Origin of the sequence: Curtobacterium sp. NPDC089689, assembly GCF_044749145.1 — a bacterium.
Classification (GTDB): Bacteria; Actinomycetota; Actinomycetes; order Actinomycetales; family Microbacteriaceae; genus Curtobacterium.
Genome location: NZ_JBIVHJ010000001.1, coordinates 933,165 through 949,025, shown reverse-complemented (window position 1 = coordinate 949,025; position 15,861 = coordinate 933,165). Strand labels below are relative to the sequence as shown.

The 15,861-nt window shown below is 72.0% G+C and carries 15 protein-coding genes; 6 read left to right on the top strand and 9 right to left on the bottom strand.

The features are described 5' to 3' along the window. Positions 1 to 21: 21 nt before the first annotated feature. Complete coding sequence (locus ACIPYW_RS04575; protein ID WP_400411157.1) at positions 22 to 843, bottom strand: aldo/keto reductase; 822 nt, start codon at positions 841 to 843, stop codon at positions 22 to 24. Positions 844 to 912: 69 nt separating this feature from the next. On the opposite strand from ACIPYW_RS04575, the gene ACIPYW_RS04570 reads away from it, so the two are divergent. Beyond that, positions 913 to 2,025, top strand: coding sequence for a 5-methyltetrahydropteroyltriglutamate--homocysteine S-methyltransferase (locus ACIPYW_RS04570; protein ID WP_400411155.1), 1,113 nt, complete (start codon positions 913 to 915; stop codon positions 2,023 to 2,025). Between the two features lie 77 nt (positions 2,026 to 2,102). Here ACIPYW_RS04570 and ACIPYW_RS04565 read toward each other — a convergent pair whose 3' ends face one another. The 4 genes from ACIPYW_RS04565 to aztB are packed head-to-tail and all read right to left on the bottom strand — an operon-like array spanning position 2,103 to position 6,329. Next, positions 2,103 to 3,299 carry a hypothetical protein gene (locus ACIPYW_RS04565; protein ID WP_400411153.1) on the bottom strand — a complete coding sequence of 399 codons (1,197 nt, stop codon included), beginning with the start codon at positions 3,297 to 3,299 and terminating at the stop codon, positions 2,103 to 2,105. 26 nt (positions 3,300 to 3,325) lie between these two features. Then, positions 3,326 to 4,216, bottom strand: coding sequence for a metal ABC transporter solute-binding protein, Zn/Mn family (locus ACIPYW_RS04560; protein ID WP_400412510.1), 891 nt, complete (start codon positions 4,214 to 4,216; stop codon positions 3,326 to 3,328). Positions 4,217 to 4,272: 56 nt separating this feature from the next. Further along, the gene (locus tag ACIPYW_RS04555) at positions 4,273 to 5,445 is read right to left on the bottom strand and encodes an ABC transporter (protein ID WP_400411152.1); all 1,173 of its coding nucleotides are present in this window, start codon (positions 5,443 to 5,445) and stop codon (positions 4,273 to 4,275) included. Continuing rightward, positions 5,442 to 6,329 carry a zinc ABC transporter permease AztB gene (gene aztB / locus ACIPYW_RS04550; protein WP_400411149.1) on the bottom strand — a complete coding sequence of 296 codons (888 nt, stop codon included), beginning with the start codon at positions 6,327 to 6,329 and terminating at the stop codon, positions 5,442 to 5,444. The genes ACIPYW_RS04555 and aztB overlap by 4 nt, the downstream gene beginning before the upstream one ends. 50 nt (positions 6,330 to 6,379) lie before the next feature. Here aztB and ACIPYW_RS04545 point away from each other — a divergent pair, with 50 nt between their 5' ends. Continuing rightward, a complete protein-coding gene (locus ACIPYW_RS04545; RefSeq protein WP_400411148.1) occupies positions 6,380 to 7,021 on the top strand; it encodes a metal ABC transporter ATP-binding protein in 642 nt (213 codons plus the stop codon). Here ACIPYW_RS04545 and ACIPYW_RS04540 read toward each other — a convergent pair. Next, complete coding sequence (locus ACIPYW_RS04540) at positions 6,991 to 7,449, bottom strand: MarR family winged helix-turn-helix transcriptional regulator (protein ID WP_290133131.1); 459 nt, start codon at positions 7,447 to 7,449, stop codon at positions 6,991 to 6,993. The genes ACIPYW_RS04545 and ACIPYW_RS04540 overlap by 31 nt on opposite strands. A gap of 189 nt (positions 7,450 to 7,638) precedes the next feature. Here ACIPYW_RS04540 and ACIPYW_RS04535 point away from each other — a divergent pair, with 189 nt between their 5' ends. The 3 genes from ACIPYW_RS04535 to ACIPYW_RS04525 all read left to right on the top strand — a co-directional run bounded on the left by ACIPYW_RS04535 (position 7,639) and on the right by ACIPYW_RS04525 (position 10,171). After that, the gene (locus ACIPYW_RS04535; RefSeq protein WP_290133130.1) at positions 7,639 to 8,292 is read left to right on the top strand and encodes a hypothetical protein; all 654 of its coding nucleotides are present in this window, start codon (positions 7,639 to 7,641) and stop codon (positions 8,290 to 8,292) included. A 116-nt stretch (positions 8,293 to 8,408) separates the two neighbouring features. Then, a complete protein-coding gene (locus tag ACIPYW_RS04530; RefSeq protein WP_400411146.1) occupies positions 8,409 to 9,293 on the top strand; it encodes a S26 family signal peptidase in 885 nt (294 codons plus the stop codon). Then, the gene (locus tag ACIPYW_RS04525) at positions 9,290 to 10,171 is read left to right on the top strand and encodes a LamG domain-containing protein (protein WP_400411144.1); all 882 of its coding nucleotides are present in this window, start codon (positions 9,290 to 9,292) and stop codon (positions 10,169 to 10,171) included. Before ACIPYW_RS04530 ends, ACIPYW_RS04525 begins: the two co-directional genes overlap by 4 nt. Before the next feature lie 15 nt (positions 10,172 to 10,186). On the opposite strand, the gene ACIPYW_RS04520 is transcribed toward ACIPYW_RS04525, so the two are convergent. Genes ACIPYW_RS04520 through ACIPYW_RS04510 form a run of 3 tightly spaced genes read right to left on the bottom strand, consistent with a single transcriptional unit; the run spans position 10,187 to position 13,675 of the window. Then, on the bottom strand, positions 10,187 to 10,936 hold the full coding sequence (locus tag ACIPYW_RS04520) for a copper homeostasis protein CutC (protein ID WP_400411141.1): 750 nt from the start codon (positions 10,934 to 10,936) through the stop codon (positions 10,187 to 10,189). Beyond that, positions 10,933 to 12,498 carry a M81 family metallopeptidase gene (locus tag ACIPYW_RS04515; RefSeq protein WP_400411138.1) on the bottom strand — a complete coding sequence of 522 codons (1,566 nt, stop codon included), beginning with the start codon at positions 12,496 to 12,498 and terminating at the stop codon, positions 10,933 to 10,935. The genes ACIPYW_RS04520 and ACIPYW_RS04515 overlap by 4 nt, the downstream gene beginning before the upstream one ends. Then, the gene (locus ACIPYW_RS04510) at positions 12,491 to 13,675 is read right to left on the bottom strand and encodes an ROK family protein (protein ID WP_400411135.1); all 1,185 of its coding nucleotides are present in this window, start codon (positions 13,673 to 13,675) and stop codon (positions 12,491 to 12,493) included. The genes ACIPYW_RS04515 and ACIPYW_RS04510 overlap by 8 nt, the downstream gene beginning before the upstream one ends. Before the next feature lie 215 nt (positions 13,676 to 13,890). Here ACIPYW_RS04510 and ACIPYW_RS04505 point away from each other — a divergent pair, with 215 nt between their 5' ends. Then, complete coding sequence (locus ACIPYW_RS04505) at positions 13,891 to 15,690, top strand: peptide ABC transporter substrate-binding protein (RefSeq protein WP_400411133.1); 1,800 nt, start codon at positions 13,891 to 13,893, stop codon at positions 15,688 to 15,690. The last annotated feature ends 171 nt before the right edge of the window (positions 15,691 to 15,861 follow it).

The window sequence follows — 15,861 nt, the reverse complement described above, 5'->3', positions numbered from 1 at the left end:
CCGGCGTGTCGCGTGGTCGGTTCACGCCGTCGTGTCCTCCAGCGCGTCGAGCGCCGCGACGTGCTCCGCCGACAGGACGAAGTCCACGTCCGCGTTCTCCGCGATCCGCGACGGCGTCGTCGACTTCGGCAGCGGCAGCACGTCCTTCTCGAGCAGGTACCGGATCGCGACCTGCGCGACGGACTTGTCGTACTCCGCCGCGATGTCGCGGATCTGCGCGTTGTCGAGGAGGCCGCCGGTGGCGAGCGGCGAGTAGCCCTCGGTGAGGATGTCGTGCGCGCGGTCGAACGCGGTGGTCTCGTCCTGCGTGTTCCCGATGAACCAGCGGATCTGGTTCGCGTGCGGGACCACGTCGGTGCGGCCGAGCAGGTCCTCGAGGTCGGCGACCGCGAAGTTCGAGACGCCGATGCTCTTCGTGCGGCCGGCGTCGTAGAGATCCTCGAAGACCTTCCACACCTCGACGTTGCCGTCACGGTGGTCGGACCCCATGTCGCTCCAGGGCCACGGTGCGTGGATCAGGTAGAGGTCGACGTGGCCGAGGTCGAGGTTCCGGGTCGACTCCTCGAAGGCGTCGCGGGCGCCGGCGGCGGTCTTCACCTCGGCGGGGAGCTTCGTGGTGATGAAGAGCTCGTCGCGCGGGACACCGCTGTCGCGGACGGCCTCGCCGACGCTGGCCTCGTTGCCGTACGCGAGCGCGGTGTCGATGTGGCGGTAACCGGCCTCGATGGCGGTCTTCGTGGCGTCGTAGGCATCGCTGCCGGAGGGGATCTGCCACGTCCCGAAGCCGATCTTCGGGATGTGCAGGCCGTTGGACATGGTGAAGGTGTCGGTCAGTGCGGGCATGCGGCGCACACTACGCCGTGCGACGCGGCCGACTCCCGGCTCCTGGTTCCGCCTCGGTACCATCGGCCCATGTCATCGCGACCGCCGTTCCGAGCCGACGTCGTCGGCAGCTACCTCCGCCCCGCCGCCGTGCAGGAGGCCCGCGCCGCTCACGCCACCGGGACGATCGACGACGACGCCCTCCGCGCTGTCGAGGACGAGTCCGTGCGGGCGCTCGCCGACGCGCAGCAGGCTGCCGGGCTCCAGGTCGTCACCGACGGCGAGGCCCGGCGCAGCTGGTGGCACCTCGACTTCTGGGGTGGCCTCGACGGTGTCGAGGTCGTCGAGCTCGACCACGGCATCGCGTTCCAGGGTGTCTCCACGACGCCGAAGGGGCTCCGCGTGACCGGCCCGGTGTCGTTCCCGGCGGACCACCCCTTCCTGGCGCACGCCCGGTTCGTGGTGCAGGAGGCCGCCCGCCGCGGCGTCACGGCGAAGTTCACCATCCCGTCGCCGACGGTGTTCGACTTCCGGCTCGACGCCGATCAGCTCCGGACCGACCACTACGCCGACCGCGCGACCGTCACCGAGGACCTCGTCACGGCGTACCGCGACGCGATCGCCGCGTTCCACGCCGTCGGGGTGCGCTACCTGCAGCTCGACGACACCGCGTGGGCCTACCTCTGCTCGGACGTCGAGCTCGAGAAGGCTCGTGATCGCGGCATCGACACCGACGGCATCGCCGCCCGGTTCTCGTCGATCGTCCGGCGCGTGCTCGACGGTCGGCCGTCGGACCTCGTGGTGACGACGCACGTCTGCCGCGGCAACTTCCGGTCGACCTGGATCTCGTCGGGTGGGTACGAGCCCGTGGCCGAGGAGCTGCTCGGCAACACCGGCTACGACGGCTTCTTCCTCGAGTACGACAGCGACCGCGCAGGCGGCTTCGAGCCCTTGCGGTTCCTGCCGCACGGCGACCAGGTGGTCGTGCTGGGACTCATCACGTCGAAGACCGGCGAGCTCGAGGACCCGGCGGTCGTCGAGCAGCGCATCCGTGACGCGGCGCAGTACGCGCCGCTCGAGCAGCTCGCGCTGAGCCCGCAGTGCGGGTTCGCGTCGACGGAGGAGGGCAACGTGCTCTCCGAGGACGAGCAGTGGGCGAAGGTCCGCAGCGTGGTCGCGATCGCGGACCGCGTCTGGGGCTGACGCACCCACTGGACGGACGGGAGGCGCGGTGCGGGCCCGCCCCGCGCCTCCAGTCCGTCATCGGGTCCGTCCCGGCGCTACGCGACCGCGATCTCGTTGGGGACACCGGGGAGCTCGTCGCTGGAGGCGACGACCTCCCCGCTGGTGAGGTCCACCGCGTGGACGGTCTTCGTCGCCGGATCCGTCACGAAGGCGGTGTCACCGACCACCTTCAGGGCGGGGTGCGGGTCCTGCCACTCGACGGGGCCCTCCCACGCGTCGATGACCGGGAACGTGTCGAGATGCTCGCCCGTCGTGACGTCGACGGTGTGGAGGGCGCCGTCGGACCCGAGGACGACCGCCTCGTCGTCCGGTCCGCGCGCGAGGTCGCGGAAGGTGAAGCCGACGCCCTCGGGCAGGTCCGCGGTCGCGTACGACTCCTGTGCGGTGTCGATCAGTGCGAGCTGGTCGAGGAGGTAGCCCTCACTGTCCGGGTCGTCGTTGTAGTCACCCACGGCCACGGTGCTCGTGTCGGTCGTGAAGAGGTTGCCGGTGCGGCCGTACTCGGTCGGGGCGTCGATCTTGGTGAAGGTGCCGTCCCGGTAGACGAGCGCGCCGTCGGTGCAGCCGAACACCGCGACCTCGTCCGCGACGGTGCCCTCGCCGTGCACGTCGGGGCAGTCCTCGGAGCGCGTTGTCTCGGTACCGTCGTCGTCGAGCGCGCGGACGCCGGACCGGGACTCCTCGGTGCCGATGGTGGCGAGGAGCGTGCCGTCCTCGAGCTCGATCGCGACGCCGTGGTGTGCGGCCTCCGACCGGGTCGTGACGACCTCGGGCAGGCTGCCGTCGTCCACCGTGTCGGTCAGGTCGTCGTGGTCGAACGCGGTGACGTCCCCGGTGCCGTCGGCGAAGAGCGTCGTCCGGTCACCGTGGACGACCGCGTGGCCGCCGGCGTCGGCGGGGAAGACGGCGTCGGTGAGCGCCGGGTCCGAGGCGGTGTCGAGGACGCGGAAGCCCTCGGGGACGGTGACGAGCACGTGACGGCCGTCGCCCGCGGGGTTCACCCGCGTGAAGCCGTCGATCGCGTCGTCCGACACCACGTGGAGGTCCTCGTCGAGGACGAGCACCCCGCCGTCGTAGGTCACGGTGAGGCGGGTCTCGTCCGCAGCGCGTGTCCGCTCCGCGCGGTCCTCCGCGTCCGAGGGGTCGGTGGAGCACCCGGTCAGGGCGAGGGTGGCAGCCCCGAGGAGCAGGGCGGGGGCGACGGCGGTGCGTCGCTTCACGGATGTCGTCATGTCGATCACTGTATTGATTCTCATTCTCATCTGGAAGCCGACAGGCCGTCGGCGATCGCCTCGGCGTTCGAACGGGTCATGCCGAGGTAGGTGCTCGCGGGACCGGTGGCGGTCAGCGACTCGGTGGCGAGCGGGGTGATGGTGACCTCGACGCCGACCTCGTCGGCGAGGACCTCGGCGAGTCGGGCGGGCTGGGAGAGGTCGGCGAAGATCGTCGGCACCCCGGCGTCCTCGATCGCCGATGCCAGGTCGCGGAGGTCCGCGGCGCTCGGGGAGGCCAGGGTCGTCCCGCTCGGGATCACGGCACCGACGACCCGGAAGCCGTAGCGGTCGGCCAGGTAGCCGAACACGTGGTGGTTCGTCACGAGGGCGCGACGGTCGGCGGGGACGGTCGCGAACGCCGTGGCCACCTCGTCGTCGAGTGCGTCGAGCTGGGCGCGGTAGCCGTCGGCCCCCGGCGCGTCGATGCCGACCTCGCCGAGGGCGTCGTCGAGTGCCGTGACCACCTCGGCCATCCGCTGCGGGTCGGTCCAGAAGTGCGGGTCCGGGCCGGAGTCGTCCTCCGAGCGCCAGTCGAGTACGTCGATCGCGTCGCCCGCCGTGAACACCGGGACGCCGTCGGCCGCTGCCGCCTCGACGTGCCGAGCGACGCCCTCCTCGAGGCCGAGGCCGTTCTCGACGACGAGGTCGGCGGAACGGAGACGTGCGGCCTCCTGGGCGGAGACCTCGAAGGAGTGCGGGTCCGCACCCGCGGGCATGAGGACCTCGACGTCCGCGGCGTCCCCCACGACCTCGCTGACGACGTCGCCGAGGATGTTCGTCGTCACGGTCACGAGGGGGCGGTCGCGCTCGGTCGTGCTGCAGCCGGCGGTGGTCGCGACGAGTGCGGCGGCGAGGAGCACGACGGTGGCACGCACGGCGGCGGCGCGCACGGTGGCCGTGCGCACGGCGGCGGTCGCTCGGGCTGCAGGGGTCACCGGCCGACCTCGGCGAAGGCGGCGACGGGGTGGCCGAGCTCGATCGTGCGGGCCACCCGGGCGTCGTCCGCGAAGTCGATCTCGTGCACCGACCCGGTGGTCGGGTCGGCGACGTAGGCCCGCTGTGCGTCGACCTGCAGGAGGGCTGGTCCGTCTGCCGTGACCAGACGGTCGGTCGTGGCGGTACGGCCACGCGGGGACGTCGGGTCCGCCGTCGCGACGACGACCACCCGTCCCGTGTCGTCGACCGCGACGACGTGCCCGTCGGCGTCGTCGACCGCCGTGACCGCACGGAGCGGTCGTTCCGAGGCGACGTGCCGCCACGAGTGCTCCCGTGCGTCGAGCAGCCAGGCCCCGCCGCCCCCCGCGACGCCGGCGACGGTGGGCCGTCCCGCCCGCGCTGCGAACGACGTCGGCCGGTCCGTCGTCCCGTCGGGCAGCGGGACCGTCGTCGCACCGTCCTCGTCCACCACGACCGCGCCGTCGGAGCACCCGACCACGGCGCCCGCCCGGGTCACGATGCCGCCGACGGGCTCCGAGCAGGACGTCGCATCGCCCACTTCACGGCCACCCCGGTCGAGGACGGTCACCGTGTCGTCGGCCCCGACGACGAAGCGGTCGCCGAACGGCAGCAGGACCGACGCCTCGACGCGCAGGACCTCCTCGACCTCGCCCTGCCCGAGCGCCGCACGGTCCAGTGCGACGGCCTCGCCGCGGTCCGGCCAGGTCAGCGTCGTCGCCGTCTCCGAGGAGTGCACGTCGATCGCTCCGCCGCGATCGACGTGCCCGACGACCCGCGGCTCGGCGGCGTAGTAGTGCGTGTGGTCGCCGTGGTCGACAGTCCAGGCGCCACCGTCCGTGATCGTCGTCCGGTCGTCGTCGGACGTGACGAGGAACCGTCCGTCCGTGGCGGCGTGCGTCGGGGCATCGACGGTGTCCAGCGCGGAGGAGTCGCCGGTGAGCAGGTCGCGGATCGTGGTCCGGCCGTCGGGGTCCACCGCGAGGAGGCGCAGCTGGGGCTCACGGGCCTCCCGAGCGCCCTCGACGTACCCGTGCGGGCGGTCGGTCGTCGCGGAGGCTCCCGGTGTGGCCGGGTCGGTCGAGCAGGCGGCGAGCAGGAGCGTGAGCCCGAGTGCGGCGCCGACGGCGGGGGTGGAACGGTGGTTCATGGGGCCTCTCGAGGTGCTGTGGATCCGGGGGTCCGGGTGGTCCGTGTGGGCTGGGGGTGCGCCGGAGCGCGGCCGTGCAACAGGGCGGCGGCACCACGGGAGACCGCCACGCCGAGGACCGCGACGACGGCGATGCTCGCGCCGGCGGCCGTGCCGAGGTGCCACGAGACGAGCAGGCCGGCGAGGACGGCGGCGGCACCGATGCCGGCGCCGAGGAGCATCGTCGAGCGGGCCGAACGGGTCCACGCGCGCGCGGCGGCGGCCGGGGCGAGGAGGAGTCCGACCACGAGGAGCGTCCCGACCGCCCGGTACGACGCGACGACGGCGAGGGTGACCAGGGCGACGAGGACCACCTCCGCCAGGCGCGGTCGCAGTCCGAGCGTCGCGGCCTTCCGGACGTCGAACGCCGTCGCTGCGAACGGTCGGTGGAAGCAGATCGCGGTGCCGAGCGCCACGGCGGCGGCCACGGCGAGGCCGGCGAGGTCCGCGGCGGTCACGGCGAGCACGTCCCCGAACAGGATCGCGGTCACGTCCGTCGCGAACGAGCGCGACGCGGACACGACGATGACGCCGAGGGCGAGCATGCCGACGAACAGCAGGCCGATCGACGCGTCGTAGGACAAGCGGGCGCGCCGGCGCAGTGCTCCGACGCCGAGGACCATGACGCCCGCGCTCGCCGCGGCACCGAGGGCGGCGGGGACGCCGGTCAGGGTCGCGACGGCCACCCCGGGGAGCATGCCGTGCGCGAGTGCCTCGCCGAGGAAGGCCATGCCGCGCACGAGGACCCAGGTGCCGACGACCGCGCACAGCACCGCGGCCAGCGTGCCACCGACGAGGGCGCGCAGCATGAAGTCGACGGAGAAGGGGTCGGTCAGCCAGGTCACGATCGGAGACGCTACATGAAAACGACTATCAATACTGATAGCGTGCTCAGGTGTCCCGAGCCGCCGCCATCGAACTGAACGACGTCGCCCTGCACCGAGGTGACCGCTGTGTCGTCGCCGGACTGCACGCGACCTTCCGGGCCGGTGCCGTCACGGCGCTCACCGGACCCAACGGGTCGGGCAAGTCCACCGTGCTCGACGCGATCGCCGGACTGGTGCCGTGGTCCGCCGGGCGGGTGGCGGGCCTCCCGGCCGACGTCGCGTACGTGCCGCAGTCCGTCCCGCCCGGCGCGCTCCCGCTGACCGTGCGCGACGCCGTGTCGATGGGGCGGTGGCGGGCCCGGCCGTGGTGGCGTCCGGCCACGCGGCGTGACCGCTCGGTCGTCGAGGCCCAGCTCGAGCGCCTGGCCGTGGCCGACCTCGCGCACCGTTCGTTCGACGAGCTCTCCGGCGGGCAGCGGCAGCGTGTGCTCGTCGCGCTCGGGTTCACCCAGGAGGCGTCGGTGCTGCTTGTCGACGAGCCCACCGCGGGCGTCGACGCGGCCTCTGCAGCACTCGTCGTCGCGGCGCTGGCGGACGAGGCCGCCGCCGGTGCGGTCGTCGTCCACGCGGCGCACGACCCGGTCGCCGTGGCCGCCGCGGACGGCGTGGTCGCGCTCGGTCAGCCCTCCGCGGCGCCGGCCTGTTCGTAGAGGCTCGTCGCCAGGTCGCTCAGCAGCGTGACGAGGTCGCCGTCGTGCGTGGCGTCGACCGCGGTGAGCAGCTCGGCGTACCGCTGCCGGTACCCCCGGACGACCGCATCGCCCTCCGGTCGGAGTCGCAGGAGTGACCCCCGCCGGTCGTTCGGGTTCGGCGCGCGCTCCACGAGGCCGGCCGCGGTCATCCGGTCGACCATGTTCGTGACGGCACCGGAGGTGAGCCCCAGGTAGCCGGCGACCTCGGTCGGGGTCGAGTAGCCCGTGTCGTCGATGAGCACGAGCGCGCGGAGGGCGTTCTCGTGCACGCCCGCGCGGGCGCTGAGCTGCCGGACGAGCACGGCGTTCGCGCGCACGACGGCGTCGAACGCACTGATGAGCTCGCCGGGGTCGGTGGTGGGTTCGGGTGCACCTGCTCGGGTCACAGGTCCTCCAGTTCGGGTCCGGAGGGGCCGTCCGTGGCGTCCCTCACACTGGGGACAGTACACGAGTAGCCAAGTTTGTGAATGGTTGAGTATCTTGATGAGTGAAGCAAGTCGGCCCGAACCCCTTGCTCCTCCGGAAGAACCGGACCACATCGACCAGCCAGACCACACCGACCGAAGAGGTTCCCCGTGTCCAAGAAGCCCCGCACCTCCGCAGCGAAGCGGATCCGTTTCGCCCCCGTCGCCCTGCTCGCGGGCATCTTCGCCGCCGTCCTCCTCTCGCTGTCGCTCACCGGCACGCTGTCCGGGTTCGCCGCGAGCATCACCAACAGCAGCAACACCGCCGCCAGCGGCACCCTCACCATGCAGGAGCAGAACGCCGGCGGCACGGTCACCTGCACCAGCACCGACGGCGGATCGGTCTCGACCAACGCCGCGACCTGCTCGACGATCAACAAGTTCGGTGGGAGCACGACGATGACGCCGGGCAACACCGTGAACACCGCGATCTCGATCAAGAACACCGGTACCGCCAACGCCGCCACCTTCACGCTGACCCCGGGCGCGACCTGCACCCAGTCCAACAACGGCACCGTCAACGGCAGCGCCACCGACCTGTGCTCGAAGATGAACCTCGTCATCACCTCCGGCTCGACCACCGTGTTCAGCGGCACGCTCGCCAGCTTCAAGGGCGCCGCCTCGACCGCGTTCACGATGCCGCCCGCCCCGGCGGCCGGTGCCAGCGTCCCGTTCAACTTCGCCGTGACGCTCGACTCGTCGGCAGGCAACACCTACCAGGGCCTCGCCGCCTCGGTGCCGATGACCTGGACCTTCACCGCCTAGCGGCCCGGACCACCCCAGACCGGCGACGCTCGACCGACCCCCCTCCGGCCGAGCGTCGCCACCCACCACCTCACCCCGTCCCCACCCCGCACCACCCTCGACGACCGGAGCAGCACATGAGCCAGACCGCAGCCGTCCCGCTCAGCGGCACGCTCGACCGGCCGCTCCTCGGCGGACACACCGCCACCCGCTTCGAGACCGTCCTCGCCTGGTCGGTCGCCGTCGTCGCCGCGGTCCTCCTCGGCGCTGCGGTCCTGTTCCTCGGCTCCGGCGGGCGCTGGTTCGTCGTCGAGACCCCGTCGATGGGCGTGGCCGCACCGGTCGGCACGCTCGTCCTCGACCTGCCGGCCCGCGCGTCGGACCTCGCGGTCGGCGACGTCGTCACGTTCGAGACGGCGGCGAACCCCGGTGTCGTCTACACGCACCGCATCATCGGCGTCGACCACGACGGCGGGCTGCACACCCGCGGCGACATCAACGGCGCGACCGACCCGTGGACGCTCACGCAGGCCGACGTCATCGGCTCGCCGGTGCTCCTCGTCCCGCACCTCGGCTGGCTGTTCCGCGCGGCCCCCCTCCTGCTCATCGGCACGCTGGTGATCTGGACGCTCACGAGCGTCTTCACCGACCGGGTCACCCGCACGTGCCTCCGCATCGCGGGCGGGGCACTCACCGTGTCGTACGCCGCCTTCGTCCTGAAGCCGTTCGTCAACGTGACGACGATCACGAACACCGCCGACCACACCGGTGTCGACGCGACCATCGTGTCCTCGGGCATGTTCCCGGTCCGTGTCACGGCACCCGGTGCCGAACCGCTGCACCTCGTCGACGGGCAGGTCGGGCACATGGTCATCCACGAGCTCACGAAGAACGGCCACTACCAGCTGACCTCGAACATCGACCTCGGCCCCGTCGGCTGGGGGCTCCTCATCGCCGCGTGCCTCGTGCCGCTGGTGCTCTGCCTCTCCGTCGGCCGGACCGACGCGGTGCGCGCATCGTGAGCGCGTTCCGGTCCGTCCCGGACGCGATCGCCCGCCGACTCCGGGACGGCCGCGTCGTCGCGCTCGTGCTCGTGCTCGCGATCATCGTCGTCGTCCTGTTCAACGCCTTCGCCCCGACCCGCTCGGCCTTCGGCGCGAAGCTCACGGACGACACCAACTCCGCCGGGACGGCCCCGTACTTCACCTGCTCCGCCGCGGTCGGCGCCGACACCGCGAACGCCGTGTTCGCCTACCGGCTCGGTGAGGCCACCGGGTCGATGGTCGCCTCCGACTGGTCCGGCAAGGCGCAGAACGGCACCTACCAGGGCCTCGCGACGGCGGTCACGCCCAACCCGAACGCCTGCCCGCGTGACGCCGGGAGCTCGTACCAGCTCAACGGCTCGAGCACCTTCGTCTCGACGCCGAAGTCGGTCGCGAACCCGACCACCTTCAGCGAGGAGGTCTGGTTCCGGACCACCGTCGCGGGCGGCATGCTGATCGGGTTCGGCAGCAACCAGGTGATGACCTCGGGGCAGCACGACCGACAGGTGTACCTGAACACCTCGGGGCAGCTCGTCTTCGGCGCGTACAACGGCACCACGCAGGTCGTCACCTCGCCCAAGGCCTACACGGACGGCGCGTGGCACCACGTCGTGGCGACGATGTCGGCCGCCACCGGGATGCGGCTCTACGCGGACGGCGTGCTCGTCGCGTCCAACGCGGCGTACACGGCTCCCGAGAACTACACCGGCTACTGGCGCATCGGGTACGACACCGTCTCCGGCTGGCCCGGCCAGCCGTCGAACTTCTGGTTCACCGGCCAGATGCGGTACGCGGCCGTCTACAGCACCGTGCTCTCCGCGACGCAGGTCGCGAACCACGCCACGGCCGGGCGCTGACGTCCGGGTACCCGGTCACGCGGCCGACGTGTCCAGCGCGCGTCGTGCCGCCTGCACGACGTCGGCGTCGGTGACGAAGTGCGCCGAGCCGTCGTCGGAGCCGCCCATCGGCACGCCGGTGTGGGCGCTGCCGGCGGCGGGGCGCTTCGCGGAGAGGTGCACGGCGGCGACCCCCGCCGCGACGAGCGCCGGCACGTCCGCCGGGGTCACGCCGGCGCCGGCCATGACCTGCACGGGCCCCGAGGACTCGACCATCTGCGAGATCGTCGAGGCCCCCGCGGCAGCCGTCAGGGCACCGCCGGAGGTCAGGACGCGGGTGAAGCCGAGGTCGGCGAGCGTCGCGGCGGCGGCGACGGGGTCCGCCGCGTGGTCGATCGCGCGGTGCAGGGTGACCTCGGCGGTGGCGCTCACCGAGCGGGCCGCGGCGACGAACCGGCGGAGGGCGTCGAGGTCGAGGGTCCGGTCCGGGCGGAGCGCGCCGACCACGACACCGGCCGCTCCCGACCGGATGACGGTGCGCACCTCGCGCTCCATGAGGTCGACCTCGTCAGGGTCGTGCACGAAGCCGCCGGGCCGGCACCGGACGAGGGCGTGCGCCGGGATACCGGTCTCGTGCACGGTCTCGACGAGTGCCTGGGACGGGGTGAGGCCACCGAGTTCGAGGCCGACGCAGAGCTCGACGCGGTCGGCGCCGTGGTCGCGGGCGACGACGGCCCCGGCGGGTGACGTCACCGCGATCTCGAGGGCGACGGGGGCAACGGTCACGCGATGGCTCCGAGCGGTTCGTTCGACGGCGGGATGATCCGGGCGCCGAGGTCGGGCGCCGACGGGAACTCCCGATCGTAGGGGAACATCGGCCGCTGGATCCTGTGGTGCCCGAGCCGCTCGAGGTCCTGGTCCACGCCACCCGGGGTGAGCGCGAGCATCCAGTCCGCAGCCATGTCGAAGAGTTCGGGTTCGAGGTACCCGATCTTCACGATGACGACGTCGGCGTCCCGTGGGGCGAGGTCGAGGTCGGTGAAGTCGTGCTCGTGGTGGTACGGCTTCCGGAGCGTCGTGAGGATCGCGAACACCGACCCGACCTGGAGCACGACCTCGGTCTCGGCGTCGCGGTCCCCGTGCTTGACGGCGTGCACCCGGCCGGTCATGGTGAGCGGCCCCGCGTGCACGGCGTCGACCGCAGCCCCGGCGGTGACGGTCACGGTCGCACCGACCCCGGCCTCGACGGCGGTGGCGACGGCCTCGGGCCCGGGGACGCTCGCGTAGATGACGGTCGGGCCGTCGGGCGACGAGAACGCCGGGTTCGCGAGCACCTGCGTCAGCCCCCACGTCATGTCGCCGGAGCCGCCTGCGGTGGGGTTGTCGCCCGAGTCCGAGACGAAGTACGGTCGCGCGGCCCCCGGCGCGAGCGCAGCGGCGAGGCACTCGTCGAACGAGCCGGTCGGTGCGACGAACACGAAGTCCTCGCGGACGTCCCAGAACGCGCGGGCGAGCCGTTCGGCGCCGGCGGCGACGGCCTCGCGGTCCCAGCCGGTGACGACCGTGACGGCGCGGTCCCGGGGCTGGTCCGCCCAGGCGTAGCCGACCCAGATCGCGGCGTCGAGGACACCTCGGGTGGCCTCGACCTCCGGCACCTGCGCGTACAGCGAGGCCGCGGGTTCGATGCGCGTCGAGGTCTGCTCGCCGGGGAGCAGCACGGGGATCGGCACCCAGGCCTTCACGGGACGTTGCTCGCCGACCGGCTGGGTGGTGAGCACGTCGACGAGGTTGCGGACGGCGCGCTCCTTCGTCTCGAGGGCGTCCTCGTGCGGGGCCATCCGGTAGCAGGTGACGAGGTCGACCTGGTGTGCGAGCTCCGCGGTGACGTTGCCGTGCAGGTCCATCGAGGCCGACACGACGACGTCCGGTCCGACGACCGCGCGGATACGTCCGAGCAGGTCCGTCTCGGCGTCGTCGAGGCCCTCGACCACCATCGCGCCGTGGATGTCGTACCAGAGGCCGTCGACGGCCCCGTCCGCGACGATCGCCGCCAGCCGGTCACAGATCTCGGTCGCGAGCGACTCGTACGAGTCGCGGTCGACCATGCCGCCGGGCAGGGCGTGCCCGATGAGCGCGCCGCGGAAGTCGGCCCGGTCGGCGTACGACGCGAGGAACGGGTACCGCGCCACGACCTCGTCGCCGCGGTCCGGGTGGAACGCCGGTGCGTGCGTCCGGGTGGGGGTGAACGTCGAGGTCTCGATGGCGAGCCCCGCGATCGCGATCACCGGGCGACGGACGCCGGACGCAGCGGGCGCGGCAGGCACGGATTCAGAGACGGACTCAGACACGGACGTTCCTCTTCCTGACGGTGGACTGGGGGATGGGCGCCGAGAGCTCCTCGAGCGAGGCGGTCAGGCCCCGCTGCAGCGCGAACTGGCCGGCGCCGACGAGCCCGGCGTCGGCGCCGAGCGACACCGGTTCGATCGCGAGGTGCTGCGTCATGAGCGGGTGGCAGCTCTCGTACAGCTGGCTCCGGACGGCGGCGATGAACGGGTCGAGCGTCGACAGGATGCCGCCGAGGTAGACCGCGTCCGGGTTGAAGAAGTTGACGTTCGCCGCGAGCACCTCGCCGAGGTACCGGCCGGCGAGCCGCACGGCCCGGGTCGCCTCGGGGTGCGCGTCCGAGGCGAGCCGGACGACGTCGGCCGTGGACTCGACCGCGACCCCGGCGTTCGAGAGGATGCGGACGAGCGCGGCACCGGAGGCCACCGTCTCGAGGCAGCCGGTGTTGCCGCACGAGCACGGGGTGTCCCCGGCCGCGTCGATCCGGACGTGCGTGATGTCGCCGGCGGACCCGGTCGACCCGCGGTAGAGCCGGCCGTCGATGACGATCCCGGCGCCGATGGCCGAGCCGGCCTTGATCGTGATGGTCTGCCGACGCGACGGGTCCTGCACGCTCTGCTCACCGGCGGCCATGCAGTTGGCGTCGTTGTCGACGACCGCCGGCAGCCCGAACCGCTCGGTGAGCCATGACGCCACCGGGAAGCCGTTCCACCCGGGCATGCGGCTCGGCAGGTCGACCACGCCGGCCTCGACGTCGACCGGGCCGGGCAGGCTGAGGCCGACGCCCCGGAGGCCCGCGCGCCCCTGCTCGTCGGCGAGGCGCTCGAGCATCCCGGCGAGTCGCTGGAGCCCGGCGGTCGGACCGTCGGCGAGCGCGAACGGGACGTTCGCGACGGACTCGAGCGCGCCTCCCGGTCGGACCACGCCGATGCGGGCGTGACCGCCACCGACGTCCGCGGCGACCGCGTACTCGTCGGCCCCGCCGATCCGGAGCACCTTGCGGGGGCGCCCGCCCGTCGAGACGTCGGTGCCCTCCTCGGCGAGGAGCCCGTGTGCGAGCAGCTGCGCGACCACGTGCGAGACGGTCGACGGTGCGGCACCCAGCAGCGTGGCGATCTCGGTGCGGCTGGAGGCCTGTCCCGAGGCGACGAGCTCCAGGACGCGGGCGCTGAGGTCGGCCACGACTTTCTCCAATCCGGTGGAAAGCGATCGGCGACCGCCCGTGAGTCCGAGCCTAAGCGGCAGATCGACCCGTCCACCCTTTCGCCCGAACCGCAGAAACGAACTATTTACATCCGATTGTTTGTTTTTCCAACGCTTTTGGTCATTGACTGTCCCCGTGCCGACCGGCACGCGTGCTCCACACCCCGACACCTCCCACGCACCAGGAGACACACATGACCAAGCCCCGTCGCTGGGCGCTCCTCACCGGAGCCGCGATCGCCGTGAGCGCGCTGCTCGCCGGCTGCTCCGGAGGCGGCAACGCCTCGTCCGGCAGCAGCAACACCGACGAGATCAACTACGCGCTGCCGGCGAACTTCACGCCGAACTGGATCCTGCCGATCGGCACGGCAGCGCACCTCAACACGAACAACGGCTCGATCGCGCAGTCGCTGTACGAGCCCCTCGTCGCGTACGACGGCTCGACGGGCAAGATCGCGTGGAACAAGGCCGGCTCCGTGGCCACCGACGCAGCGTTCGCGAAGGACGGCACGAGCGTCACGATGACCCTCGGCGACCGCCACTGGTCCGACGGCAAGCCGATCACGAGCCGCGACGTCGAGTTCTGGTTCAACCTCATCACGGCGAACAAGGACCAGTGGGGCTCGTACTCGAAGGGCAAGGCGCCCGACAACTGGACCTCGTTCAAGGCCGTCGACGACACCCACTTCACGATCACGTTCGACAAGGCGTACAACTCCGACTGGATGCTGGCGAACCAGCTGAGCCACATCATCCCGCTGCCGCAGCACGCCTGGGACAAGACGAGCGCGAGCGGTTCGGTCGGCAACGCGGACGAGACCACCGCGGGCGCGAAGCAGGTCTGGAAGTACCTCAACACCGCCGCCGGCAAGATCTCGGACTACGCCAGCGACGACCTCTGGAAGACCATCTCCGGCCCGTACGGCGTGAGCGCGTTCACCACCGCCGGCAAGGTCACGCTGACGGCCAACAAGGAGTACGACGGCGGCGAGGAGCCCGCCATCAAGACGGTCAACCTGCTGCCGTTCACCTCCGCCGACGCCGAGGTCAACGCCGTCCGCTCGGGCGGGGTCGACTACGGCTACATCAACGCCACCGACATGGACCAGAAGGCGTCGTTCGAGGCCAAGGGCTACGAGGTCAAGCCCTGGACCGGCTGGGCCATCACGTACATGCCGTACAACTTCAACAACCCGACCATGGGTGCGGTCTTCAAGCAGCTCTACGCCCGCCAGGCCGTGCAGATGTCGATCGACCAGACCTCGCTGTCGAAGGTCGTGTTCAACGGCACCGCCACCTCGACCTACGGCCCGATCCCGCAGGCGCAGGAGTCCGACTACGTCTCGTCCGTGCAGAAGGACAACCCGTACCCGTTCAGCACCTCGAAGGCCAAGGCGCTCCTGACCAGCCACGGCTGGGAGGAGCAGGGCGGCACCATGGTCTGCACCGACCCGGGCACGTCCGACAGCCAGTGCGGCGAGGGCGTCGACAAGGGCACGAAGTTCACGATGAACGTGCTCTCGCAGTCCGGGTCCACCGTCACCGACAACATGATGAGCGCGATCCAGTCCTCGCTCGCGAAGACCGGCATCGGCTTCACGATCAAGACCGCGCCGGTGTCGAGCGTCCTGTCGCAGACGCCGACCTGCACGAGCGACGAGGCCAGCTGCGACTGGGACCTCTCCTTCTTCGGCACCGCGGGCAGCTGGTACTTCCCGGCCTACCCGACCGGTGAGTCGCTCTTCCAGACCGATGGTTCGGCCAACTTCGGGTCGTACTCGAACAAGGAGGTCGACCAGCTCATCGACGCGACCACCACGTCGACCGACTCGACCGCCGTGCAGGACTACAGCGCGGCCGTCGCGAAGGACCTCCCGGTCATCTGGCTCCCCGAGCCCGACTACCAGATCTCGGTCGTCAAGAAGGGTCTGACCGGGTTCGACCAGGACTCCCTCGCGAACTTCCACCCCGCCCAGTGGAAGTGGAGCAAGTAACACCCATGACAGCCGGGAGGGGGGGGGGGGGGGGGGGGGGGGGGGGGGGCGGCCCCCCCCCCCCCCCCCCCCCCCGCCCCGCCCCCCCGCGGGGGGGGGGGGGGGGGCCCCCCCCCCGCGTCCGGGTGCCCGGCTTGCTCAGGCCTTCGACACCATGATCCAGCTCACCTG